General features: G+C 74.3%; 24 protein-coding genes and 1 riboswitch. Of the genes, 13 read left to right on the top strand and 11 right to left on the bottom strand.

The window, feature by feature from the left end:
• Positions 1-71 precede the first annotated feature (71 nt).
• The 6 genes from ABGA99_RS09345 to ABGA99_RS09370 all read left to right on the top strand — a co-directional run bounded on the left by ABGA99_RS09345 (position 72) and on the right by ABGA99_RS09370 (position 5,249).
• Entirely contained in the window at positions 72-833 is a 762-nt protein-coding gene (locus ABGA99_RS09345; protein ID WP_347575428.1) for a metallophosphoesterase, read from the top strand.
• 49 nt (positions 834-882) lie between these two features.
• Positions 883-1,359: an SRPBCC family protein gene (locus ABGA99_RS09350; protein ID WP_347575429.1), complete on the top strand. Its 477-nt coding sequence runs from the start codon at positions 883-885 to the stop codon at positions 1,357-1,359.
• A gap of 8 nt (positions 1,360-1,367) precedes the next feature.
• Positions 1,368-2,690: an ArsA-related P-loop ATPase gene (locus ABGA99_RS09355; RefSeq protein WP_347575430.1), complete on the top strand. Its 1,323-nt coding sequence runs from the start codon at positions 1,368-1,370 to the stop codon at positions 2,688-2,690.
• A gap of 156 nt (positions 2,691-2,846) precedes the next feature.
• Entirely contained in the window at positions 2,847-3,299 is a 453-nt protein-coding gene (locus ABGA99_RS09360) for a DUF5304 family protein (protein ID WP_101424987.1), read from the top strand.
• Positions 3,300-3,372: 73 nt separating this feature from the next.
• A complete protein-coding gene (locus tag ABGA99_RS09365; protein ID WP_347575431.1) occupies positions 3,373-4,314 on the top strand; it encodes an ROK family glucokinase in 942 nt (313 codons plus the stop codon).
• A gap of 161 nt (positions 4,315-4,475) precedes the next feature.
• Entirely contained in the window at positions 4,476-5,249 is a 774-nt protein-coding gene (locus ABGA99_RS09370) for an endonuclease/exonuclease/phosphatase family protein (protein WP_347575432.1), read from the top strand.
• Here ABGA99_RS09370 and ABGA99_RS09375 read toward each other — a convergent pair.
• From ABGA99_RS09375 to ABGA99_RS09390, 4 genes are all read right to left on the bottom strand, one after another.
• Positions 5,233-6,255 carry a CU044_5270 family protein gene (locus ABGA99_RS09375; RefSeq protein ID WP_347575433.1) on the bottom strand — a complete coding sequence of 341 codons (1,023 nt, stop codon included), beginning with the start codon at positions 6,253-6,255 and terminating at the stop codon, positions 5,233-5,235. The two genes, ABGA99_RS09370 and ABGA99_RS09375, sit on opposite strands and share 17 nt — an antisense overlap.
• Positions 6,248-6,898 (bottom strand): sigma-70 family RNA polymerase sigma factor, encoded by a 651-nt coding sequence (locus ABGA99_RS09380; protein ID WP_347575434.1) that lies wholly within the window; start codon positions 6,896-6,898, stop codon positions 6,248-6,250. The genes ABGA99_RS09375 and ABGA99_RS09380 overlap by 8 nt, the downstream gene beginning before the upstream one ends.
• Before the next feature lie 125 nt (positions 6,899-7,023).
• Entirely contained in the window at positions 7,024-7,695 is a 672-nt protein-coding gene (locus ABGA99_RS09385; RefSeq protein WP_347575435.1) for a hypothetical protein, read from the bottom strand.
• The gene (locus tag ABGA99_RS09390) at positions 7,682-8,494 is read right to left on the bottom strand and encodes an alpha/beta fold hydrolase (protein ID WP_347582468.1); all 813 of its coding nucleotides are present in this window, start codon (positions 8,492-8,494) and stop codon (positions 7,682-7,684) included. Before ABGA99_RS09390 ends, ABGA99_RS09385 begins: the two co-directional genes overlap by 14 nt.
• Positions 8,495-8,693: 199 nt before the next feature.
• On the opposite strand from ABGA99_RS09390, the gene ABGA99_RS09395 reads away from it, so the two are divergent.
• The 4 genes from ABGA99_RS09395 (at position 8,694) to ABGA99_RS09410 (ending at position 13,092) form a co-directional block, all read left to right on the top strand.
• Entirely contained in the window at positions 8,694-9,458 is a 765-nt protein-coding gene (locus ABGA99_RS09395) for a lysophospholipid acyltransferase family protein (protein WP_347575437.1), read from the top strand.
• 35 nt (positions 9,459-9,493) lie between these two features.
• Positions 9,494-10,699, top strand: coding sequence for a DUF5931 domain-containing protein (locus ABGA99_RS09400; RefSeq protein ID WP_347575438.1), 1,206 nt, complete (start codon positions 9,494-9,496; stop codon positions 10,697-10,699).
• Positions 10,700-11,261: 562 nt separating this feature from the next.
• Positions 11,262-11,906, top strand: coding sequence for a response regulator transcription factor (locus ABGA99_RS09405; protein ID WP_347575722.1), 645 nt, complete (start codon positions 11,262-11,264; stop codon positions 11,904-11,906).
• Positions 11,907-12,063: 157 nt separating this feature from the next.
• A complete protein-coding gene (locus ABGA99_RS09410) occupies positions 12,064-13,092 on the top strand; it encodes a 6-phosphofructokinase (protein WP_347575439.1) in 1,029 nt (342 codons plus the stop codon).
• 74 nt (positions 13,093-13,166) lie between these two features.
• Here ABGA99_RS09410 and ABGA99_RS09415 read toward each other — a convergent pair whose 3' ends face one another.
• The gene (locus ABGA99_RS09415; RefSeq protein WP_347575723.1) at positions 13,167-15,086 is read right to left on the bottom strand and encodes an anthranilate synthase family protein; all 1,920 of its coding nucleotides are present in this window, start codon (positions 15,084-15,086) and stop codon (positions 13,167-13,169) included.
• A 372-nt stretch (positions 15,087-15,458) separates the two neighbouring features.
• Here ABGA99_RS09415 and ABGA99_RS09420 point away from each other — a divergent pair, with 372 nt between their 5' ends.
• On the top strand, positions 15,459-16,820 hold the full coding sequence (locus ABGA99_RS09420) for a 3-deoxy-7-phosphoheptulonate synthase class II (protein ID WP_347575440.1): 1,362 nt from the start codon (positions 15,459-15,461) through the stop codon (positions 16,818-16,820).
• Between the two features lie 108 nt (positions 16,821-16,928).
• Complete coding sequence (locus ABGA99_RS09425; RefSeq protein WP_347575441.1) at positions 16,929-17,288, top strand: (2Fe-2S)-binding protein; 360 nt, start codon at positions 16,929-16,931, stop codon at positions 17,286-17,288.
• A 22-nt stretch (positions 17,289-17,310) separates the two neighbouring features.
• On the opposite strand, the gene bfr is transcribed toward ABGA99_RS09425, so the two are convergent.
• Positions 17,311-17,787 carry a bacterioferritin gene (gene bfr / locus ABGA99_RS09430; RefSeq protein ID WP_101424999.1) on the bottom strand — a complete coding sequence of 159 codons (477 nt, stop codon included), beginning with the start codon at positions 17,785-17,787 and terminating at the stop codon, positions 17,311-17,313.
• Between the two features lie 158 nt (positions 17,788-17,945).
• Here bfr and ABGA99_RS09435 point away from each other — a divergent pair, with 158 nt between their 5' ends.
• Complete coding sequence (locus tag ABGA99_RS09435) at positions 17,946-18,560, top strand: sulfite oxidase-like oxidoreductase (RefSeq protein ID WP_347575442.1); 615 nt, start codon at positions 17,946-17,948, stop codon at positions 18,558-18,560.
• A gap of 19 nt (positions 18,561-18,579) precedes the next feature.
• Here ABGA99_RS09435 and ABGA99_RS09440 read toward each other — a convergent pair whose 3' ends face one another.
• The 5 genes from ABGA99_RS09440 to thiO form a co-directional block, all read right to left on the bottom strand.
• Complete coding sequence (locus ABGA99_RS09440; protein ID WP_347575443.1) at positions 18,580-19,512, bottom strand: deoxyribonuclease IV; 933 nt, start codon at positions 19,510-19,512, stop codon at positions 18,580-18,582.
• 1 nt (position 19,513) lies between these two features.
• Positions 19,514-21,424: a Stk1 family PASTA domain-containing Ser/Thr kinase gene (gene pknB, locus ABGA99_RS09445; protein ID WP_347575724.1), complete on the bottom strand. Its 1,911-nt coding sequence runs from the start codon at positions 21,422-21,424 to the stop codon at positions 19,514-19,516.
• A 168-nt stretch (positions 21,425-21,592) separates the two neighbouring features.
• Entirely contained in the window at positions 21,593-22,477 is an 885-nt protein-coding gene (locus ABGA99_RS09450; protein WP_347575444.1) for a thiazole synthase, read from the bottom strand.
• A 6-nt stretch (positions 22,478-22,483) separates the two neighbouring features.
• On the bottom strand, positions 22,484-22,732 hold the full coding sequence (thiS, locus tag ABGA99_RS09455) for a sulfur carrier protein ThiS (RefSeq protein WP_347582469.1): 249 nt from the start codon (positions 22,730-22,732) through the stop codon (positions 22,484-22,486).
• Positions 22,729-23,988, bottom strand: a complete 1,260-nt coding sequence (thiO, locus tag ABGA99_RS09460) for a glycine oxidase ThiO (protein WP_347582470.1) — start codon at positions 23,986-23,988, stop codon at positions 22,729-22,731. Before thiO ends, thiS begins: the two co-directional genes overlap by 4 nt.
• Positions 23,987-24,097, bottom strand: a riboswitch (TPP riboswitch). Its footprint overlaps the gene before it by 2 nt.
• Between the last annotated feature and the right edge of the window lie 4 nt (positions 24,098-24,101).

The raw sequence follows: 24,101 nt of genomic DNA on the forward strand, positions 1-24,101 counted from the left end.
CGGCAGTGGCGCCGCTCACCGCCGTGCGGGGGCCGCACGGGTGCCGTGCGCGCCGGAAGTAGGGTGATCGCATGAGGGTCCACGTGGTCAGCGACGTGCACGGCAACAGCGCGGATCTGGCCCGGGCGGGCGACGGCGCGGACGCGCTGGTCTGCCTCGGCGACCTCATCCTCTTCATCGACTACGCCGACCACTCGCGCGGCATCTTCCCCGACCTCTTCGGCGTCGCGAACACCACGCGCAGCGTGGAACTGCGCACCGCCCGCAGGTTCGACGAGCACCGGGAGTTCGTGCGCTCGCTGTGGGCCGGGGTGGACAGGCGCGGGGAGATCGAGACGGCGGTGCGCAAGCAGTACGCGGAACTGTTCGCGGCCTTCCCCACGCCGACGTACGCCACCTACGGCAACGTCGACATCCCGCGTCTGTGGCCCGAGTTCGCCCGCGAGGGCACCACCGTCCTCGACGGCCAGCGGGTCGAGATCGGCGGGCTGGTCTTCGGGTTCGTCGGCGGCGGACTGCAGACGCCGATGCGCACGCCGTACGAGATCGACGACGAGACGTACGCCGCGAAGGTCGCCGCCCTCGGCGACGTCGACGTGCTCTGCTCGCACATCCCGCCGCTCGTCCCCGACCTCTGCTACGACACGGTGGCGCGCCGCTTCGAGCGCGGCAGCGAGGCGCTGCTGGAGGCGGTGCACCGGGTGCGGCCGCGTTACGCGCTCTTCGGCCACGTCCACCAGCCGCTGGCGCGGCGGATGCGGATCGGGGCGACGGAGTGCGTGAACGTCGGGCACTTCGCGTCCCGCGGGAAGCCGTGGGTTCTGGAGTGGTGAACCGGGCGCGGTAACCTTCAGCGCGGACGGTTGACGGAGGAGCCCAGGTATGGCAGAGCACACCAGGTCGAGCATCACCATCGACGCCGCGCCGGACGCGGTGATGACGGTGATCGCGGACTTCGACCGCTACCCGGAGTGGACCGGCGAGGTGCGGCGGACCGAGGTGCTCGAAGCGGACGACCAGGGGCGCGCGGTGCGGGTCCTGCTGGTGCTGGACGCGAAGACGATCCGGGACGAGCAGGCACTGGCGTACACCTGGGCGGGGCCGCACGAGGTCCGCTGGACGCTGGAGAAGTCGCAGATGCTGCGCGCGCTGGACGGGGCGTATCTCCTCCGGCCGCTGGCGGGCGGGGAGCGCACCGAGGTCACCTACGAGCTGACCGTCGACGTCAAGATCCCGATGCTCGGGATGATGAAGCGCAAGATGGAGAAGATCATCATCGAGCGGGCGCTGGACGGGCTGAAGCAGCGCGTCGAGAGCCTGCCGGGCGCGTCCGCCGGCTCCGGTTCCGGCACGGACTGACGCGTCGCGTGCGAACTCTCCTCGTCACCGGCGCGGCCGGCGCGGGCCGTACGACGGTCGCGGCGGCCACGGCGCTGCGGGCGGCGCGCGACGGGGCCCGGGTGCTGCTGCTGACGGCGGACCGGCAGGCGGGCGGGCTGCTGACGGGAGCGCCGGAGGCGCGGATCCCGGGGCAGCGGTCGGGCGCGGAGCCGGCGGCCGAGTGGTCCGGGGAGGCGCCGCCGTGGGCGGAGCCGGTCCGGGTCCAGACGGGACTGTGGGCGGCGCGGCTGCGCGGGGCGGAGTCGGCGACGGAGTCGCTGGCGGTCTGGCAGGAGCGGTACGAGGACACCCTGGAGCTGCTCGGCGCGACGCCGCTGGCGGCGGAGGAGCTGACGCCGCTGCCGGGCTCGCGCGAGTTCGCGGTGCTGCGGGCGCTCGTGACGTTGTACGAGACGGAGACGGCGGGCGGGGACGGCGGCGTACCCGGGGCGGCCGGGGACCCCGCTGGGTCCGGGGCGTGGGATCTGGCCATTGTGGACATGCCGGCCGCGTGGGAGACGCTGCGGGCGCTGGCGCTGCCGGAGCAGTTGGTGCGGTACCTGCGGCGGCTGCTGCCCCCGGAGCGGCAGGCGGCACGAGGGCTGCGGCCGCTGCTGGGACGGCTGCTCGGGGCGCCGGTGCCGGCGGGGCGGGTGTACGAGGCGGCGGCCCGCTGGGAGCACCGGCTGGAGGCCGTACGCGAGGCGGCCGAGGCGGCGGGGACGCGGGTACGGTTCGTGGTGGAACCGACTCCGCGCGGGGCGCGCGAGCTGCGCCGTACGCGCGCGGCGTTCGCGCTGCAGGGCTGCGCGGTCGAGGCCGTGGTGGCGAACCGGGTCCTGCCCGCGGGCTCGGAGGACGCCTGGTACGCGACGCTGGCCGACGAGCAGCACCGCGTGGTCAAGGAGCTGGGCGCGGAGCTGCGCGGAGCGGGCGGTGCGTTCTGCGCGCTGCCGCATCTGGGCCCGGAGCCGAAGGGCCCGGTGGCCCTGGCGGCGCTGGCGGAGGCGGTGGCACCGCCCGGCAGACGGCGTGCGGCGGCCGACCCCGCGGACCCGGCAGAGGTGGACGACCTGCTGGCCGACGAGGGCGTGCTGCTGTACCGGCTGCCGCTGCCCGGCGTCGAACGGGGGGATGTCACCCTCGTACGCCGCGGCGACGAACTGCTGATCACCGCGGCCGGCCACCGCCGCGCCCTGCCGCTGCCGGCGGCGCTCCGCCGCTGCACCATCACCCGCGCCGGCCTCCACGAGACCGAACTCCACATCCGCTTCACCCCGGACCCCACCCTCTGGCCCCACCCCGGCTGACCCCTGCCGCCCCGCCCCGCCGGTCCGCTCCCGCCCGTCCCGTCACCCACCTCCACCCGCCGCGCACCCTCCGTCGCCGCCGCCTCCCTCTCCCCGGCGTACACAACCCGGTGCGCGGCAGTGAACGTGAAGTCGGCGGTCGGGTACCGTCGATGTATGAGTGATGCCATCGAGCGCCCTGAACCCGGTGCGGCCTCCACCGTCCCGGACCCGGACGCGTGGGCCCAGGCGTGTGCCGAGGACTTCGCTGCCGAGCAGGCCCGGCGGCGCGCGGTCTACGGGCCCGAGCCCGTCAGCGCCGCCGAGGAGCTGCGCCGCTTCTTCGACTCCCTCTCCGACAAGGTCTCCGAGCTTCGCGCCCCCGGCGCGACCGGCGGTACCGCCGCCGTCGCGCAGACCGCCGCGCAGCAGTTCGCGAAGCAGTTCCTCGCCTCCGTGAAGACCGTCGTCGAGCCCGTCGTGGAGCGCAATCCGCAGATCTTCGACCACCTCGCCACCGCCGGCACGGAGATCGCCGCCGCCTACCGCGCCGCAGTTCAGCGGCAGGAAGCCGACTGGTCACGGGACGACGAACCACCCAGCAGCCCCAAGCAGATCGACCTCGACTGACGGCCGGGCCCCGCGCTGCCTCCGGTAATGTGAGGAGGCGCAGCGGGGCTCGAACCGAATAACCGAGGGAGACATGGGACTCACCATCGGCGTCGACATCGGCGGCACCAAGATTGCGGCCGGTGTGGTCGACGAAGAGGGCTCGATCATCCGAACGAGCACGGTACCGACCCCCGAAACACCCGAAGGCGTCGTGGACGCCATCTGCGCGGCGGTCCGCGAGGTCACGTCCACCACCCCGGCCGAGGCCGTCGGCATCGGCGCCGCCGGGTACGTGGACGACAAGCGTGCCACCGTACTTTTCGCCCCGAACGTCAACTGGCGCCACGAGGCGCTCAAGGACAAGGTCGAACAGCGCATCGGCCTGCCCGTCGTCGTCGAGAACGACGCCAACGCCGCCGCCTGGGGCGAGTATCGCTTCGGCGCCGGACAGGGCCACGACGACGTCGTCTGCATCACCCTGGGCACCGGCCTCGGCGGCGGCGTGATCATCGGCGGCCGGCTGCACCGCGGCCGCTTCGGCGTGGCCGCGGAGTTCGGTCACATCCGCGTCGTGCCCGACGGGTTGCTGTGCGGCTGCGGCAGCCAGGGCTGCTGGGAGCAGTACGCCTCCGGCCGCGCCCTCGTGCGGTACGCGCGCCAGCGTGCCGCCGCCACCCCCGAGTCCGCTGAGATCCTGCTCGCCCTCGGCGACGGTACGGCCGAGGGCGTCCAGGGGCGGCACGTCAGCGAGGCCGCCCGGCGGGGCGACCCGGTGGCGGTCGACTCGTTCCGGGAGCTGGCCCGTTGGGCGGGCGCGGGGCTCGCCGACCTGGCGTCGCTCTTCGATCCGTCGGCGTTCATCGTCGGCGGCGGCGTATCGGACGAGGGCGACCTCGTCCTCGACCCGATCCGCAAGTCGTTCCGGCGCTGGCTGGTCGGCAGCCAGTGGCGCCCGCACGCGCAGGTGCTCGCCGCCCGACTCGGCGGCCGTGCCGGTCTCGTCGGCGCCGCCGACCTGGCCCGCCAGGGCTGACGGACGGCCGGCGCGTATGACGTGACGGCCCGCGTGCCGGACGGTGCGAACACCCGAAGGCACGAGGGCCCACGGCTTCCCGTACGGGCGGGCCCCGGCTTCCGCGACCGTACGGCCCGCGGCACCCGCCCCCGGCCGCCTCGCCCCGGTAGTCTCACCCCGTGCTGCTGCCCGATCTCCCCGCCTCGCGCACCGAGCCGGACGGCTCGGCCGTCGTCCGGCTGCTCAGCTACAACATCCGCTCCCTGCGCGACGACACCGCCGCCCTTGCCCGCGTGATCCGCGCCTGCGCCCCCGACGTCGTCTGCATCCAGGAAGCGCCCCGTTTCTTCCGCTGGCGCAAGAAGGCCGCCCGGCTCGCCCGCGCCACCGGCCTGCTGTACGTCACCGGCGGCGCCACCAGCGCCGGGCCCATGCTCCTCGCGGGCCTGCGCGCACACGTGGAGCGCACGGACGAGACGCTGCTGCCCCGCACCCGCGGCCTGCACCAGCGGGGCCTGGCGACGGCGGTGCTGCGGTTCGGCGGGGCCCGGCTGGCCGTCGTCAGCACCCATCTGAGCCTGGCCAGGTCCGAGCGCTACGAGCAGGCCGGGCTGCTGCTCGCGCACGTGGACGCGCTCGGCGAGCCGCACGCCGTGGTCGCCGGGGACCTCAACGAGCGACCCAGGGGCCCCGCGTTCCGCCGGCTGGCCGCCGAACTGCAGGACGGCTGGGTCGTCAGCCCCTGGGGCGGCCGGCACACCTCCACCGCGCTCGATCCGCGCAAGCGCATCGACGCCGTGCTCGCGACCGAAGGGGTCGAGGTGCTGGCCTGCGGCGTCCCGGAGGGCCTGCCGGGTCTCTCCCCGGCCGACCTCCGCGACGCCACCGACCACCTCCCGGTGCTGGCCGCGCTCCGCGTCCCGGCGTCCGGTCCGGCTACGGCCGCTTCTTGACCTCGTCCACGACACCGTAGGTGTCGAGGTGCGACGTCCGCGTGAACTCCCTGATCTTCAGGTCGCGGCCGTGCGGGCGCTGCATCCCCAGGTACTCGTGCGTGTCCGTGGCAAACAGGAGATGTCTGGACCAACCGGTATGGTCGGGGAACACGATCCCCAGCGCCTCCCTGCCCTTGGCGTCCGTCGCACCGGGCAGCGACTCCGGACGGGGGCACGAGGCCAGCGCCTCCAGCAGCGCCGGGAGCAGCCCGTCGGGCAGCACGGGGATTCGTTCGAGGAGGCGGCCGAAGTACGTGTACACCTGCCGCCAGTCCGCCCGGTCGAACTCGTCGGGCTGCTTCCCCGCGCCGAAGGAGCTGATGTGCGTCAGCAGCGCCGTCGGCTCCGTCGGGATCCGGGTGAGGCCGCGCCAGTCCGCCGGCGGCCACAGCCCCGGCTCCGACCGGAGCCAACCTTCCCCCCCGTGGCGCCTGTTCGACCAGCTCCGGTGCGAGGAGTCCGCCGCCAGCCAGGTCTCCGGCGCATACGTCGCGGCCTTGCCGCCGTCGTCCGGGGCGTCCCGGATGAACTCCCGGGCGTACACGTACTGGCCGCGGCGCGGCTCGATGGGCGGACGCAAGCGCTCCTGTTCCCGCTCCAGCCGCGCCGCCCGGCGCAGCATTCCGGCGGGTGTGGCGTCTCCCGGAGCGGCCGGGCCCGCGGTGCCGCCGCGCTCCAGCAGCGCGACGGGTGCCGCGACGGCCGCCGCGGTGGCACCTGCGGCGACGAGCGTCCGCACGACGGTACGGCGGGAGGGCCCGCCCGCGCCGGGGCTGCGCACCACCACCAGCGGCGGCTGTGCACCGGGCCGGAGGGGCGTGTGGGCGGGCGCGCGCACCGGCGCCGCTCCCGGCTCCGCGGCGCGGGCCGCCTCCAGCAGCCGGTCCCGGGCCGCGAGCCGGGCCGTCTCCCGCAGCGGCTGCGTCCCCGCGTCCCAGTCCCGCAGCACCTTCAGCTCATCCACACCCGTGCTCCTTCCGTCCGGTGCCCGCAGGGGCGGTGTCCATGCCGACGGCGACCATGCCGCAGACGGCGCCCAGTTCCTTGCGTAACCGGCCGCGGGCCCGGTGCAGCCGGGAGCGCACGGTGCCCACCGGCACGTCGAGCGCCTGCGCCACCTCCTCGTAGGCCAGGTCCGCCCAGGCCACCAGCAGCAGGACGTCCCGCAGCGCGGGCGACAGCCGGGCCAGCGCGGTGGCCAGCTCGCGGCGCATGCCGTCGGCCGTCGCGCGGGCCGCGACGCGGTCCGCCAGCGGCTCGTCGGTCTCGGCCGGGGCCGGCAGCCGGGAGAGGGCGCGGAAGCGGCGGGCCTCCGCGCGGCGGTGCCGGCTCACCAGGTGGGTCGCGATGCCGAAGAGCCACGGGCGCACGTCGCCGCGCTCCGGGTCGAACCGCTCGCGCAACCGGAAGGCGGTCGTGAACGTCTCGGCCATGACGTCGTCGGCCGCTTCGTCGCCGAGCCGCCGTGCCGCGTAGCGGTGGACGTCGGTGGCGTACCGGTCGAAGACGATGGCGAACGCCTCCGGCTCCGTACGGGACCTGGCGACGATGGCCGCGTCCGAGGCCCCGCTCTCCGCCCTCGTGTGCACGCCCGTCATGCCCCCCATCGAGCCTCCAGAACGTGGTGGACTTCGCCCGTCGAACGGGCCTTGCACCACTACTTCGCCCGGACGCCCGAACGGGTTCCGTTACGGGGACGAGGGGCCCTCGGGGCCGGAGAGCCAGACCCGAGCTAGACCACCGCGCCGCCGCCCGGCGGCTCGTCGTCATCGTCGCCGCCCGGGCGCATCCGCGCGACGAGCGTGGCGAAGCCGCCGAGGAAGCCGCCGATGCCGAGCACCGAGGCCCACCAGGTCATGGGCTGCTGGAAGATGAGCATCCCCAGCAGGAGCAGCGGGCCGCCGAGAACCGCGAGCCAGGCGAACTTGGTGGTCGTGTCGGCCTTCGGCAGCGGGGGCGGCTCGGGCGGGACGAAGTGGCCCTCGTCGGTCTCGTCGAGGTCGTCGTCCGAGGCTTCCGCGGCCTCCCAGTCGCGCGGTCCCGTGCCCGCGGAGAAGACGATGAAGCTCGCCTTGTCACCGCGCGCCGCGCCGCCGCTCCCGGGCTCGCCCTCCTCGTCCGGGTCCGCCGGGCCCTCCGTGGTGGCGACGCCACCGCCGCCCGGGTCCGCCGGGCCGCCCTCCGCGCCGTCCGCCGGGCCTTCGCCCTCGGCCGCCGTGCGCGCCGCCCGCTCGTGCGGCGGCTCCACGGAGTCCTCGTCGAACGCCGCGACGATCTCCGCCCACGCGGCCTCCTCGTCCAGCGGCGCGCCGCCCGACCCCGTCGGCTCCGCGCCCGCCGGCTCCGTCTCCGCGGGCCCGTCGCCCTGCTGCGGGTCCTCCCGGTCCGGGTTACGCTCCGCCACGGGCCCGGGCTCCCTTCCGCTGCTCGCTCTTCCGCTGCTCGCTGCCGTCGGCCGGCGGGGTGAGCCGGTCGATGAAGTCGTCGGTGGCCGTGAAGATCCGTTCCGCGTCGTGGTCGAGCGTGGCGACGTGGTAGCTGTTCTCCAGCACGGTTTCCGTGACGTCCCGGGACGAGACCCGGCCGAGGATGCGGACCGAGTCCACCGGCGAGACGACATGGTCGACCCGGCTGTGCAGCACCAGCAGCGGCTGCGTCACCTGGGGCAGCTCGCCGTCGACGCGGGCGAGGAGCTGCCGTAGCGAGTGCGCGGCGTGCAGGGGCACGCGGTCGTAGCCGATCTCCGTCGCGCCCTCCTTGGCGATGTCGTCGACCACGCCGGGCGAGGTGCGTACCAGGAAGCGGGCCGCGGGCAGGGCCTTCGGCAGCAGCCCGTGCAGCTTGTTCAGCGGGTTGACCGCGACCACCCCGGCGACCGCGTCGCCGTGCAGGGCGGCCAGCCGCAGCACCAGCGTGCCGCCCATGGACAGCCCGCACAGGAAGACCCGCTCGCACTGCCCGGACAGCTCGCGCAGCTCCCGGTCCACCGTCGCGTACCAGTCCTGCCAGCGCGTCACCTGGAGGTCCTGCCAGCGCGAGCCGTGCCCGGGCAGCAGCGGCATGGAGACCGTCAGCCCGCGGGCGGCGAGATGCTCGGCCCAGGGCCGTACGGACTGGGGGGAGCCGGTGAAACCGTGGCAGACGAGCACCCCGGTCCCGCCACCCGGCTGGCGGAACGGCTCGGCTCCGGGAAGGACCGGCATGGCGGGACTCCGATCGTGTCAGGCGGGCGGCGGATACGTGCCTGGCGCTGCCCTTGAGCGTACTGCCCCGTACGGACGGACGGGGCCCCGCGGACGTCCCGCGGGGGGCCCGCGCCCCCCGGGGCCGCCCGCGCGCCCCCGGATACCGCTCTCCGACCAGGAGCGCTATGGTCACACGAGCAGATCGCAGGAGGCCCGGGTGTTCTACAGCGCGATGAAGATGTCTCTCGGCAACAGCCTGAGGCTCGTCTTCCGTCCCTGGGTGGAGGGCATGGAGAACGTGCCGGACACCGGTGCCGCGATCCTCGCGAGCAACCATCTGTCGTTCTCCGACTCGTTCTTCCTGCCCTCGATGCTGCACCGCAAGGTCACCTTCATCGCCAAGGCGGAGTACTTCACCACCCCGGGCGTGAAGGGCCGGCTGACGGCGGCGTTCTTCAAGGGCGTCGGGCAGTTGCCCGTCGACCGCTCCGGCAGCCGGGGCGCCGGCGAGGCGGCGATCAAGAGCGGTCTGGAGGTGCTGGAGCGCGGCGAGCTGTTCGGCATCTACCCCGAGGGCACGCGCTCCCCCGACGGCCGCCTCTACCGCGGCAAGCCCGGCGGGCTCGGCCGGCTCGCACTGCTCAGCGGGGCACCGGTGCTGCCGGTGGCCATGATCGACACGGAGAAGATCCAGCCGCCGGGGCAGGTGGTGCCGAAGGTCATGCGGCCGGGCATCCGGATCGGCAGGCCGCTGGACTTCACGCGCTACCAGGGCATGGAGCACGACAGGTTCATCCTGCGTTCGGTGACCGACGAGGTCATGTACGAGATCATGAAGCTCTCCGGCCAGGAGTACGTGGACGAGTACGCGACGGCGGCCAAGCGGCGGATGGCGGACGAGGCCAAGCGGCGCAAGGCGGAGGAGAAAGCCGAGAAGGCGGACGGCGGCTCCGGTGCCGGCGGGCGGCAGGACGCCGCCTAGCCCGGCGGTCCGCGTGCGGGAGGAGAGTCGGGGCGATGGCCGGGCAGAACAAGCGGCGGATGTCGGTGGAGCAGCCGCTGTGGCAGGCGCTGACGTACTTCCGGGTGCTGACGCTGGCGTACGCGGTGGCGCAGTTCGTACCCCGCCACGACGACGTCGCGCGGCCGGCCCTGGGCTGGGCCTACTTCGCGGTCCTCACGCTGTGGACGCTGGTCACCTTCCGCCGGGTGGCGTCGGCGGAGCGCTGCACCTACCGCTTCCTCGCGGCGGACATCACGCTCACGCTGACCGGCATCCTGCTGACGATCCCGGTGGAGACGCCGGCGCGCATCGACGACGGCGCGAGCACGCTGCCGTCGATCTGGGCGGCGGGCTCGGTGCTGGGCTTCGCGGTCAAGGGCGGCTGGCGCTGGGGCGCGGCGTCGTCGGCGGCGGTGGGGCTGTCGAACATCGTGCAGCGCGGCGAGGTGGTGCAGGACAACTTCCACAACATCGTGCTGCTGATGGTCGCGTCGACGGCGATCGGCTACATCGTGGAGGTGGCGCGGATCAGCGAACGGACGCTGGCCCGGGCGCTGCAGATCGAGGCGGCGACGCGGGAGCGGGAGCGGCTGGCGCGCGACATCCACGACAGCGTGCTGCAGGTGCTGGCGCTGGTCCAGCGCCGCGGGGCGGCGATCGGCGGCGAGGCGAAGGAACTGGGCCGGCTGGCGGGCGAGCAGGAGGCGGCGCTGCGGACGCTGGTGATGGGCGCGAGACTGCCGGCGCAGCGGACGGCGCCGGCGGCGGAACGTTCCGGCGAGCCGGCGGGCGCGGATCCACAGGGCGCGGCGGAGACGTCCCTGCGGCTGCTCCTGCTGTCGCTGAGCGGCCCGCACGTCTCGGTGGCCGAGCCGGGGTCGCCGGTGGCGCTGCCGGCGCACGCGGCACGGGAGTTCGCGGCGGCGGTGGCCGCGGCCCTGGACAACGTACGCGCGCACGTGGGCCCGGAGGCGCGGGCGTGGGTGCTGCTGGAGGAGGAGCCGGACGGCACGGTGGTCGTGACCGTACGGGACGAGGGACCCGGCATTCCGCAGGGCCGCCTGGCGGCGGCGGAGGCGGAAGGCCGCCTGGGCGTGGCCCAGTCCATCCGCGGCCGCCTGCGGGACCTGGGCGGCACGGCCGAGTGGGTCTCCACGCCGGGCCAGGGAACGGAAGTGGAGCTTCGCCTCCCTCCGCACACCCCGGCCCTTCGCGGATGACTCCGCCGGGTCCCGCCGGCCGCCGCCGGCGGGACCCGGCCGCCGGTGTGTGCACGCCCGCGGGACGGGCGTGCGGCAATCCGGGCCGGGCGGCCTCTGCCGTCCACGCGCCCCCCGCACCTCCGGCCCCCCGCGCGCCCGCGGCGCACACCACCCGCACCGCCCGCACCACCCGCGCGTCTGCACCCGCCGGGCTCGCTCCGAAGGCACCGCCCGCGCCGGTGGGCCCCCGGGTGCTCCTCAGCGCCGTCGTCCGCGCGCTCTCGTGGGGTCGGTCCGTGCCGAGGCGAGGTGGGTGCGGCACTGTGGTTCTCCGGGGCTGTCCGTCCGGTTGCGGTGCGACGCCTGCGTGTCTTTTTCTGCCCCCGGCTCCTGCCAGGGGCACCGTCCGCGCCGTTCCGGCCCCGGGTGCTCCTCAGCGCCGTTGTCCGCGCGTCCCCGCGGGAGGCGGTACGTGCCGGAACGAGATACATGCGCCACCATGGTTCCCGGACGGCGTCCGTCCGGTCGCGGTAGGGAGGGAGCCGAGGTGGGCGGAGAAGGCAGCGGTGCGGTCAGGGTGATGGTCGTCGACGACCACCCCATGTGGCGTGATGCCGTGGCCAGGGACCTGGCGGCCGCCGGGTTCGACGTGGTGGCCACCGCCGGGGACGGGCCGCAGGCCGTGCGGCGGGCGCGGGCCGTCGCGCCGGACGTGCTCGTGCTGGACCTCAACCTGCCCGGGCTGCCCGGCGTGCAGGTGTGCAAGGAGGTCGTCGGCGCCCAGCCCGGCGTGCGGGTGCTCGTGCTCTCCGCCAGCGGCGAGCACGCCGACGTCCTCGAAGCCGTCAAGTCCGGCGCCACCGGCTACCTCGTGAAGTCCGCCAGCACCGAGGAGTTGACCGACGCCGTCCACCGGACCGCCCAGGGCGACCCGGTGTTCACCCCCGGCCTCGCCGGTCTCGTGCTCGGCGAGTACCGCCGGCTCGCCGGCGAGCCCGTCGCCGAGAACGCCGACGAGCCCGAGGTGCCCAAGCTCACCGACCGCGAGACCGAGGTGCTGCGCCTGGTCGCCAAGGGGCTCTCGTACAAGCAGATCGCCGAACGCCTCGTCATCTCCCACCGCACGGTCCAGAACCACGTGCAGAACACCCTCGGCAAGCTCCAGCTCCACAACCGCGTCGAGCTCGTCCGCTACGCCATCGAGCGCGGCCTCGACGACGACTGAGCCGCCTCCCTCTTACCCTCCCGGTCCCCCCTCCGGGTGAAGTCCGCCGCGTAATTGACAGGTTGGTGCGTGAATCCCGCTCGCTCCGTGTCGTGTGAGGTGGATCACCGTTAGCGTTGCTGCAGCGGGGTCACGACCGTCAGAAGGGAAACCTGTGATGCGGGTAGGAGTACTGACCGGTGGCGGTGACTGCCCCGGGCTCAACGCGGTCATCAGGGCCGTCGTCCGCAAGGGCGTCCAGGAGTACGGGTACGAGTTCACCGGCTTCCGGGACGGCTGGCGCGGGCCGCTGGAGGCCGACACCGTCACCCTGGACATCCCCGCCGTCCGCGGCATCCTGCCGCGCGGCGGAACGATCCTCGGGTCGTCGCGTACCAACCCCCTGAAGACCGAGGGGGGCATCAAGCGCATCAAGGAGAACATGGCGAAGCTGGAGGTGGACTCGCTCATCGCCATCGGCGGCGAGGACACCCTCGGCGTCGCCCAGCGGCTCGCAGACGAGTACGGCATCAAGGTCGTCGGCGTCCCGAAGACCATCGACAACGACCTCTCCGCCACCGACTACACCTTCGGCTTCGACACCGCGGTCAACATCGCGACCGAGGCCATCGACCGGCTGCACACCACGGCCGAGTCGCACATGCGCGTCCTCGTCGTCGAGGTGATGGGACGGCACGCCGGCTGGATCGCCCTGCACTCCGGGCTCGCCGGCGGCGCGAACGTGATCCTCATCCCCGAGCAGCGCTTCGACGTCGAGAAGGTCTGCGGCTGGGTGACCTCCCGCTTCAAGGCCAGCTACGCGCCGATCGTGTGCGTGGCGGAGGGCGCGATGCCCAAGGACGGCGACATGGTGCTCAAGGACGAGTCCCTGGACGCCTTCGGCCACGTCCGGCTGTCGGGCGTCGGCGAGTGGCTGGCGAAGGAGATCGAGCGGCGCACGGGCAAGGAGGCCCGTACGACGGTCCTGGGGCACGTGCAGCGCGGCGGTACGCCCAGCGCGTACGACCGCTGGCTCGCCAGCCGCTTCGGGCTGCACGCGATCGAGGCGGTGCACGAGGAGGACTGGGGCAAGATGGTCGCCCTGCAGGGCACGGACGTGGTGCGGGTGCCGCTCGCCGCCGCCACGGCCCGGATCAAGACCGTGGACCCGAAGCTGTACGAGGAGGTCGGCGTCTTCTTCGGCTGAAGCGACGGCTGACCGACGGCTGAGCGGTGCCACGGGCCGGCGGCCCGCTCCGCGCACGCCGCCGGCCCCCGTCCTCAGCCGCGTACCAGCACCGCCGCCAGCAACTGCCGCACCAGCCGGTCGCCGTCCAGCGTCAGCACCGACTCCGGATGGAACTGCACCCCGGCGAAGCCGGGCCCGCGCAGCGCGTGCACGTCGCCGCTGCGCGGGTCGCGGCTCAGCTCGACACCCCGCGCCGCCGCCAGCGCCGCCGTGGCCGCCGGATCGCAGCGGGCGGTGTACGTGCTGTAGAAGCCGACCGTCTCGGGCCGGCCGAAGAAGTCGATCTCCACCTGCGCCCCCTGGTCGGGCACGTCCTTGCGGACCAGGGGCAACCCCAGTTCGGCGGCGAGGAGTTCGTGGCCCAGGCAGACGCCGAGCAGACCGTGCCGGTGGCCGGTCAGCAGCTCGCCGGCCAGCCCGCGCAGGAAGCGCATCTTCGGATCGGCCGGGTCCGCCGGGTCGCCGGGGCCGGGACCGAGCACGACCGGGCCCTCGTGCGCCAGCGCCGCGTCCCGCAGGCCGGGCGCGTCGAAGCGGCGCACGTCCACCTCCGCGCCGGAGGCGCGCAGCACGTGGGCGAGCATCGCGGTGAACGTGTCCTCTCCGTCGACCACGAGCACCCGCCCGGGCGGCGGTCCCGCCGCCGCGGCCGTGTCCTGCACCCGCTGCATGCGCAGCCAGAACGGCGACAGGTGCGTCCTGCGGGCCGCCAGCGCCGCCTGCACCTCCGGGTCCGCCGCGTAGCGCGGCCGGGCTCCGCCCGCAGGCCGCGGGGGCGCGGGCCGTACGCCGAGCGCGGCGAGCACTCCGGCGGCCTTGGCGTGGGTCTCGGCGACCTCGTCGGCCGGCCGGGAGCCGCGGACCAGCGTGGCGCCCACGGGGACCCGCAGCAGGCCGTCCGCGCCGATGTCGGCGGTGCGGATGAGGATGGGGGAGTCCAGGGTCTGCGCGCCGCCGGCGTCGCGGCCGAGGAGGGCGAGCGCGCCCGCGTAGTAGCCGCGGCCCCTCCCGTCCCGGCCGGGGGGCTCGTAGCGCTCGATGACGCGGCAGGCGTTCTGCACGGGCGAGCCGGTCACGGTCGCGGCGAACATCGTCTCGCGCAGCACGTCGCGCGCGTCGAGCGCGGTGCGCCCGCGCAGCTCGTACTCGGTGTGCGCCAGGTGCGCCATCTCCTTCAGCCGCGGCCCGACGACCACCCCGCCCTCCCGCGCGACCGTGCACATCATCTTCAGCTCCTCGTCGACGACCATGGAGAGCTCCTCGATCTCCTTGGTGTCGTGCAGGAACGCCAGCAGCCCGCTTCTGTCGGGGCCGCCGGGCGGGTAGCGGTAGGTGCCGCTGATGGGGTTCATCACGACGGTGCCGCCGGTCATCCGCACGTGCACCTCGGGGCTGGCGCCGACGAGGGTGCGTACGCCCGGGCGGTGCACGACGAAGGTCCAGTACGCGCCCTGCTCGCCGGCCAGCAGCCGGCGGAAGAGGGCGAGCGCGTCGGCGGCGCCGAAGCCGTCGATGCGGCCCTCGTAGGTGCGCCGGATGACGAAGTTGGCGCCCTCGCCGGTGCCGATCTCGTCGGCGAGGACGCGGCCGACGATGCCGGCGTACTCCTCGTCCGGCACGTCGAAACCGCCGTCGTCGACGCGCACGCCGTGCGCCGGCAGGGCGTCGAGGAGGGCCGCGGCGGGCAGCTCGTGGACCTCGTCGGGGACCAGCACGGCCAGCGGCGTGCCGTCGTCGCGGACGTCGAAGCCGCGCTCGCGGATCTGCCGGTACGGCACGAGCGCCAGCGCGCCGACGGCGCCGGGCGCCGGGCTGTCGGGGATGTCCGCGAGCCGGTCCACCTCGTGGACGGCGCCGAGGAGGACCTCGACGGGCCCGTCGGGGCGGCCCGGGGTGCGGCGCTGGAGGACGGCGAACGGCGGGGCGCCGTCGGCCAGCAGCCGGCGGACCAGGGCGGCGGCGTCCGGGGCGGGGTCGGGAGCGGGGTCGAAAGCGGCGGTGCCGGGCTGTCCGTCCCCGTCCTCCGGCCGGTCCTGCGGTCGTGACCTGGGGGGATGCTGCACGGGTCGTTCCTTCCTGCGACGGAGGGACCGACCCGCGGAAACACCGAAGGCCGCCCCTCGGGCGGCCTTCGCGGAGTCTTCGTGGGTACGCGCGATTCAGGTGGCCGCCGGTCGGACGGGCCACCACCAGGTGCGGGCATCGAGCGCGTACATGGCGCACACCCTAGCCGACCGGTGCGCGTCCGACCGCTCACTGTCTGCTCCGTCTCATCTGTCGGTCACCGGCCGGGACAGTGCGGGCGAACCCGTAATCTTGGATCCGTGACTGTCAACGCCGAACCCGCCACGAGCGCCGCCGGTATCTCCCAGACCTGGCGCGACCTGCCCGCGGCGCAGCAGCCCGACTGGCCGGACCCCGCGGCTCTGCGCGACGTGACCGCCGAGCTGCAGTCGTATCCGCCGCTGGTCTTCGCCGGCGAGTGCGACCAACTGCGTGACCAACTGGGCGCCGTCGCCCGGGGCGAGGCTTTTCTGCTCCAGGGCGGTGACTGCGCGGAGGCGTTCGACGCGGTCTCGGCCGAGCACATCAGGAACAAGCTGAAGACCCTGCTGCAGATGAGCGCCGTGCTCACGTACGCCGCGTCCGTCCCCGTCGTCAAGGTGGGCCGGATCGCCGGGCAGTACTCCAAGCCCCGCTCCAAGCCGACCGAGACGCGCGACGGCCTCACCCTGCCCGTCTACCGGGGCGACTCCGTCAACGGTTTCGAGTTCACCCCCGAGTCCCGCACGCCGGACCCGCAGCGGCTGAAGCGGATGTACCACGCCTCGGCGGCCACGCTGAACCTGGTGCGCGCCTTCACCACCGGCGGCTACGCCGACCTGCGCCAGGTGCACGCCTGGAACCAGGACTTCGTCCGCTCCTCGCCCTCCGGCCAGCGGTACGAGGCGCTGGCCCGCGAGATCGACCGGGCGATGAGCTTCATGCACGCCTGCGGCGTGGACCCGGAGGAGTTCAAGACCGTCGAGTTCTTCTCCTCGCACGAGGCGCTGATCCTCGACTACGAGTCGGCGCTGACCCGTACCGACTCGCGCACCGGCGAGCTGTACGACGTCTCGGGGCACATGGTCTGGATCGGCGAGCGCACCCGGCAGCTCGACCACGCGCACATCGAGTTCGCCTCCCGGATCAGCAACCCCCTCGGGGTCAAGCTGGGCCCGACGACCACCCCGGAGGAGGCGCTCGCGCTGATCGACCGCCTCGACCCGGAGCGGATCCCGGGCCGGCTGACGTTCGTCAGCCGGATGGGCGCCGACAAGGTACGCGACCGGCTGCCCGCGCTGGTGGAGAAGGTCACGGCCTCCGGCGCCCGGGTGGCGTGGGTCTCCGACCCGATGCACGGCAACACCTTCGAGGCCGCCTCCGGCCACAAGACGCGCCGCTTCGACGACGTGCTGGACGAGGTCAAGGGCTTCTTCGAGGTCCACAAGGCGCTCGGCACCCACCCCGGCGGCATCCACGTGGAGCTGACCGGCGACGACGTGACCGAATGCGTGGGCGGCGGCGACGAGATCTTCGTGGACGATCTGCACCAGCGCTACGAGACGGCGTGCGACCCGCGGCTCAACCGCAGCCAGTCGCTCGACCTGGCATTCCTGGTCGCCGAGATGTACCGGGACCAGTGAGCGCGCCGGCCGTGGCGTAACGCAGGTCACGGCAGGACGGCTCTTTCACGGCACCCCCGGGCCGGGTAAGGTTAGGGTTACCTAATCGTCCCGACCCGGGGGTTCCGCGTGTTCGTGTGCTCGTGCTTCGGCATCACCGAGGAGCAGGTGCGCGCGCACGCCTCGGCCGGGCGCTGCACGCCCCGCCAGATCGCCTCCGAGTCCAAGGCGGGCACGGACTGCGGCTCATGCGTGCGCCGGATCCAGGCGCTGCTCGGCCGCGGCGCGGGCTGTGCCCGCAGGGAGCTGCTGGAGGACCGGCAGCCGGCCGGTGGGAGCGCGACGCCGGTGGCGGCCGGGAGCCGGGCGACCGCCGAGAACGCGGTCACGGTCGACGCCCCGCTCACGGTCGACGCCGCGGTCGCCCTCGACGCCGCCCTGGAGGCCGCGGCCGACGCGGGGGCCGCGCTGCTGCGCGAGGCCGCCTGACCCCGGTCCGTACCCGGAGGGCTCAGTCCGGCTGCTCGATCTGCTGCGCGATGTACAGCGCCTCGCCGAGCTTCTCGATCAGGTCGAGCTGGGTGTCGAGGTAGTCGATGTGGTGCTCCTCGTCCTCCAGGATCGCCTCGAAGATGTTCGCGGACGTGATGTCGCTCTTGGCGCGCATCAGCTCGATCCCGCGGCGCAGGCGGTCGATCGCCTCCACCTCGATCTGCCGGTCGGCCTGGAACATCTCGGTGACCGTCTGCCCGACCCGGACGTGGAAGAGCCGCTGGTAGTTCGGCAACCCCTCCAACAGCAGAATGCGGTCGGTCAGGATCTCCGCGTGCTTCATCTCGTCGAACGACTCGGACCGGGTGTACTTCGCCAGCTTCGTCCAGCCGAAGTTCTCCTGCATCTTCGCGTGCAGGAAGTACTGGTTGATCGCCGTCAGCTCGGCAGTGAGCTGCTCGTTCAGGAATTCCAGCACCTCGGGGTCGCCCTGCATAGCCGGGACTCCTCTCCGCGTGGGTCGGGCAGGTCAGGGCGCATCCTCGCACCCGGAGCCAGGACGATCCAGTAAGTGCAGGCTTATCCGGGTTGCCCTCGTCCAGGCCCGGCCGCCCCCGGTCATGACCATGCGCAAGCGTCTGCCACCATGGGGTCATGGGTCAGTCGGAGCGCCACGAGGGGGACCTGCCTCCCGGCCAGCGGCTGCAGCGCGGCTGGCCCGTGACGCACTACGGCCCGGTGCCGCGGTTCAAGCCCGACCGCTGGGAACTGCAGATCTTCGGGGCCACGGCGGACGGCACCAAGCGGTCCCTCACGCACGACGAGTTCACGGCCCTGCCGTACGCGACCGTGGTCGGCGATCTGCACTGCGTGACGAAGTTCAGCATGATCGGCGCCGAGTGGGGCGGGGTACGGGCCCGTACGCTCCTCGCGCTCGCGCCGCCCGCGCCCGAGGTCACGCACGTGATGGTGTGGGCGGAGTACGGCTTCAGCTCCAACCTGCGGCTGGCCGACTTCGCCGACGAACGGACGATCTTCGCGACGCACAAGGACGGCGAGCCGCTGACCGCCGAGCACGGCTTCCCGGTCCGGCTCGTCGTGCCGCACCTGTACGCCTGGAAGGGCCCGAAGTGGGTGCGGGGCGTGGAGTACATGACGGCCGACCGCCGCGGCTTCTGGGAGGAGCGCGGCTACCACAACGTCGGCGATCCCTGGCGCGAGCAGCGCTACTCCTACCAGGAGGAGCCGGGCGACGGGCCGGACCTCTAGGCCCTCCCGCCGGGCCCCGCTACGGTCCCGCGGGCGCCCGCAGCTCCTTCAGCAGCGCGATGTCCGCCGCCGCCTTCGGCCCCTCCGGGCCGCCGCCTGGGGTCTCGATGATCAGCGGTACGCCGTCCATCGCCGGATGCCGGATCAGCTCGCGGAACGCCTCGGCGCCGATCTGCCCGGCCCCGATGTTCTCGTGCCGGTCCAGGCACGATCCCGCCGCGGCCTTGGAGTCGTTCGCGTGCAGCAGCCGCAGCCGTCCCGGGCCCGCCACCTCCACCAGCTCGTCCAGCACCTGCTTCGCGCCGCCGCTCGCCGCGAGGTCGTGGCCCGCGGCGAAGACGTGGCAGGTGTCGAGGCAGACGCCGAGCCGCGGGTGCCGGTCCAGCAGGTCCAGATAGGCGCCCAGCTCCGGCAGCCGGGAGCAGAGCGAGAAGCCCTGCCCCGCGGTCGGCTCCAGCAGCAGCTCGGGTGCGTCGGGGTCGTCGCCCAGCTCGTCGAGGAGCGGCAGGGTCAGCTCCCGTACCTGCGCGAGGGCGGTCGCGCGGGGCCGCCCGCCGGTCGCCGAGCCGGTGTGCACCACGACGCCGCGGGCGCCGATCGCCCGGCCGCGGCGCAGCGAGTGCCGCAGCGAGGCGACGGAGTTCACCGCGGTCGCCGGGGTGTGCGAGCCGAGGTTGATCAGGTACGGGGCGTGCACGTACACCGGGACGCCGTCCTCGGCGCAACGCCGGCGGAACTCCTCGTCCTGCGCCGGGTCGCCGGCCGGCGTCGCCCAGCCGCGGGCGTTGGCGACGAAGACCTGGACCGCCTCCGCGCCGATCTTGCGCGCGTGCGCCAGCCCCTTCGCGGCCAGTCCGCCGGCGACCGGCACATGGCTGCCGACGGGGTTGCGGGCGCGGGGATCGGGATCGAGCCGGTCGGAGCGTCGTTCGGGGGGCGTACGGGAGGACACGTCACCTCACCCAGAGGGTGATCTCGCTGCCGCGCGGCGCCTCGTCCCCGTCGTCCGGGGACTGCCGCCAGACGGTGTCGCCGAAGAAGATCTGGTTCACGTCCACGCTGAAGCCGGCGTCCTCGAGCGTCTCCTCGGCGTCGTCCACGTTCATGTCGACCACGTCCGGGACCTCCAGCAGCTCGGGCCCCTTGGAGATCGTCAGCGTGACCTTGTCGCCCTCGGCCAGCTCCGTGCCCGGCTCCGGCGAGGTCTCCGCGACCGTGCCGGCGTCCTCCTCCGAGTACACCGTCTCCGTGGCGACCTCGACCGTCAGGCCCTCCTCGCGCAGCTCCTCCGCGGCGTCGTTCTGGTCGTCGCCGACCACGTCCGGCACCTCGACGGGCGCGCCGCGGCTGACGACCATCTCCACCGCCCGGCCGGCCCTGATCTTCTCCCCGTCCCCGGGGTCGGTGCTGATCACGCGCCCGGCGGGCAGCTCCTCGCTGAACGCCTCCCGTGTCACGCCCGGCTTCAGCCCGGCGTCGCTCAGCTCGTCCCCGGCCTCGTCGAGCGGGACCGCGTACAGCTCGGGTACCTCGACCATCTCCGGGCCCTTGGAGAGCACGAGCGTGACGGAGTCGCCCTGGCGGATGCGGCTGCCGCCCTCGGGGTCGGTGCGCAGGACGAGGCCGGCCTTCACGGTGTCGCTGAAGTCCTCCTTGACGTCCGCGTCCAGGTCCTCGCCGGAGAGCATGCTCCGCGCCTCGGTCTCGGTCTTGCCGAGCACGAAGGGGACCTTGGTGAACTGCCCGGAGTTGATGTACCAGACGCCCGTGCCGACGCCGAGCACCAGCACCGCCGCCAGCAGCGCCAGCAGTCCGATCCGCGGCTTGGGGCGGCCCGGCCGCGCCGGGGCGCCGGGCGCCGGCGGGCCGGGCGGCCGGGCGGCGGTGCCGCCCGCGGGCCCCGCGGCGGGCGTCTCCAGCACGCTGGTGACGTTCAGCCGCTCCTGCGCGGCCGTCGGGCCCGGCACCACGGCCGTACGGTCCTCGGAGCCGATCCGCTCCGCGGCGACGGCCTGCGGCGGCATCGCGTCCAGCTCCTCGTCGGTGAGCCGGGCGCGGGCGCTGCGTACGGCCGACAGCAGCTCCACGGCGTCCGCCGGGCGTGTCTCGCTGCTGCGCGCGGCGGCGGCGGCGACCAGGTCGTCCAACTGCGCGGGCAGCCCCGGGACGACGGCGGACGGCGGCTCGACGTCCTCGTGGAGGTGCTGGTAGAGCACGTGCGCGGCGTGCTCGCCCGCGTGCGGCTTGGCGCCGGTGAGCATCTCGTAGAGCATCACGCCGCAGGCGTACACGTCGACCCGGGGGTCGGCGGCGCCGCGCTCGATCTGCTCGGGCGCCAGATACGACACGCTGCCGAGCACGGTGCCGGTGGAGGCGGTGGTGTGGGTGTTCACGGCGCGGACGAGCCCGAAGTCGGCGACCTTGACGCGGCCGTCGTCGCCGATGAGGACGTTCTCCGGCTTCATGTCGCGGTGGACGAATCCGGCCCGGTGCGCGGCGCCGAGCGCGGCGAGCACGGGCTCCAGGATGTCCAGCGCGGCCCGCGGCTGGAGCGCGCCGCGGTCGTTCAGCACGTCGCGCAGGGTGCAGCCCGGGACGTACTCCATGGCCAGGAAGACGTGCGGGCCGTCGGTGCCCTGGTCGTAGACGCCCACGACGTTCGGGTGGGCGAGGCCGGCGACCGACTTGGCCTCCAGGATGAACCGCTGGACGAAGGAGGCGTCGGCGGCGAGCGACGGGTGCATGACCTTGACGGCGAGCACCCGGTCGAGCCGGGTGTCCAGCGCGCGGTAGACCGTGGCCATGCCGCCGGCGGCGATGCGTGCGTCGACGCGGTAGCGCCCGTCGAGCGTCTGCCCGACCATGGGGTCGCCCCACCCTCCCGGCGGATGGGGGGACGGGTCCAGAGTCGTGTCCACGAAGCGCAGTCTACGAGGTGAGGGACGCGTTCCCGTCACCGTTGTGCTGCAGTACGTTCCCGATGGCGTGCCGGTACGGCGGGCCGCGCGGGGGCCGGTACGGGGCCGGGGAGTTCACGCGAACGCGGGCCGCTCCGGGTCCGGCCCCGGCCCTCCGTCCGGGCCGGAGCCCGGGCCCAGCTCCGCCACGCCGGCCGCCGGGGACGACGCCCGCGCGAAGTGCCGGCGCGGGATGCGCCCCGCGCGCGCGGCGAGCCGGCCCGCGGCGATCGCGTACCGCATCGCCTCCGCCATCAGCACCGGTTCCTGCGCCCGGGTCACCGCGGACGCCAGCATCACCGCGTCGCAGCCCAGCTCCATCGCCTGTGCGGCGTCGGAGGCGGTGCCGGCGCCGGCGTCGAGGATGACGGGCACCCCGGCGGCCTCGGTGATGAGCTGGAAGTTGTGCGGGTTGCGGATGCCGAGCCCGGAGCCGATGGGGGAGCCCAGCGGCATCACGGCGGCGCAGCCGGCGTCCTCCAGCTTGCGGGCGAGCACGGGGTCGTCGTTGGTGTACGGGAGCACGGTGAAGCCGTCGTCGACGAGCGTCTCGGCGGCGGCCAGCAGCTCGACGGGGTCGGGCAGCAGGGTGCGTTCGTCGGCGATGACCTCCAGCTTCACCCAGTCCGTGCCGAGCGCCTCGCGGGCCAGCCGGGCGGTGAGGACGGCCTCGCCCGCGGTGAAGCAGCCGGCGGTGTTCGGCAGCACGCGGATGCCGTGGCGGCGCAGCACGTCGAGTACGGAGCCGTGCACGCCGGGGTCGATGCGGCGCATCGCGACGGTGGTCAGCTCGGTGCCGGAGGCGAGGAGGGCGCGCTCCATGCTCTCCAGGCTGCTCGCGCCGCCGGTGCCCATGATGAGGCGGGAGGAGAAGCGGACGCCGGCGATGGTGAGGGGGTCGGCGGCAGTGGGATCTGTGGTGTCTGTCACCCCTGCGGGGGCGGTGGCGGTGCTGTTCACGGTGGGTCAGCCTCCCTGGACCGGGGTCAGGATCTCGACGCGGTCGCCGTCGCCGAGGGTGGTGGTGGGCCAGCTCCCGCGCGGTACGACGTCCTCGTTGACGGCGGCGGCGACGCCGCGGGGCGCGCTGGTGAGGGTGGCGACGAGGGCGTCGAGGGTGAGGCCCGCGGCGATCCGGCGCGGTGCGCCGTTGACGGTGATGGTCGGGGAGTCGGTACGGGCGTCCGTACGGGTCTGCGTGGCGTCCTCGGTCATGCGTGCCGCCCTTCGTGCCGCTGGTGCGTGGTGCCGAACCGGGTGGCCGCGAACGGGCGGGCCACCTCGGGGAGTTCGCCGCCGGTGAGGACGGCGGCGAGCGCGTCGCCGGTGACCGGGGTGAGGAGCACCCCGTTGCGGTAGTGGCCGGTGGCCAGGTGCAGCCCCGCCAGGGCGGTGGGGCCCAGCAGCGGCGCGTTGTCGGGGGAGCCGGGGCGCAGCCCGGCGCCGGTCTCCACGAGCGGCAGCTCCGTCAGCCCGGGCAGCAGCTCGTGGGCGTCGCGCAGCAGCTCGTACACGCCGCCCGCGGTGACCGTGGTGTCCCAGCCCAGCTCCTCGCTGGTGGCGCCGACGACCAGCTCACCGCTCTCCCGCGGCACCAGGTACACGCTGCTGCCGCGCACCACGGCCCGTACCGTACGGGACAGGAAGGGCGTCCCGGCGCCGGGCATCCGCAGCCGCAGCACCTGCCCCTTCACCGGCCGCACCGGCGGCCGTACCGCCTCCGGCACCCCCACCAGGCCGCCGCTGCGGCTGCCCGCGGCGAGCACCGTCTGCCCGGCGGCGATCCGGGTGCCGTCCGCCAGCTCCGCGCCCGCCGCCCGCTCGTCCGCGCCCGCGCCCGCGCCGGCGATCCGCAGCCGGACCGCGAGGCTGCGGTGGAAGGCGACCCCGGCCCGCTCGCAGGCGGTGACCAGCGCCGCGGTCAGCAGCCGCGGGTCCGTCTGGTGGTCGCCGTCGACGCGCAGCCCGCCGCGTACTCCGGGCGCGAGCATGGGCTCCAGCCGGCGGCACTCGCTGCCGCTGAGCCACTGCGCGGAGAGCCCCAGCCGCTGCTGGAAGCCGTGCAGTTCGCGCAGTTGGGCGCGGTCGTCCGCGTCGAGGGCGACGGACAGCGCGCCGCAGCGGCGGTAGCCGATGTCCTGGCCGGACGCCTCCGCCAGCTCGGCCGCGAACGCCGGATAGCGCTCCGCGGCGGCCAGGTTGAGCGCCAGCAGCGCTTCCTCGCCGTAGTGCAGTTCGGTGACGGCGGCCAGCATCCCGGCCGCGACCTGCGCGGCGCCGCCGCCGGGGGCCGGGTCGGCGACGGCGGTGGCCAGCCCGCGGCGGGCCGCCTGCCAGGCGGTGACCAGGCCGATGACGCCGCCGCCGACGACGAGGACGTCGTAGGCGGCATCGGCCGTGCGCGGCGCGCCGGTTGGGCCCGCCGCCGGTGTCGTGGTGGGTTCTGTCGGGGGTGTGTCGCGTGGCTGCATGGGCGCGTTCGCCCCTCCCTTCGCCGGCATGACCCGGATCAGGTTCGTACGGTCGGGGGCCGCCAGCCCCCCTCTCAGCCCGGTGCGCCGGGCTCCCGCGAGTCTTCCCGGTC

Source organism: Streptomyces sp. B5E4 (genome assembly GCF_039871555.1).
GTDB lineage: Bacteria > Actinomycetota > Actinomycetes > Streptomycetales > Streptomycetaceae > Streptomyces.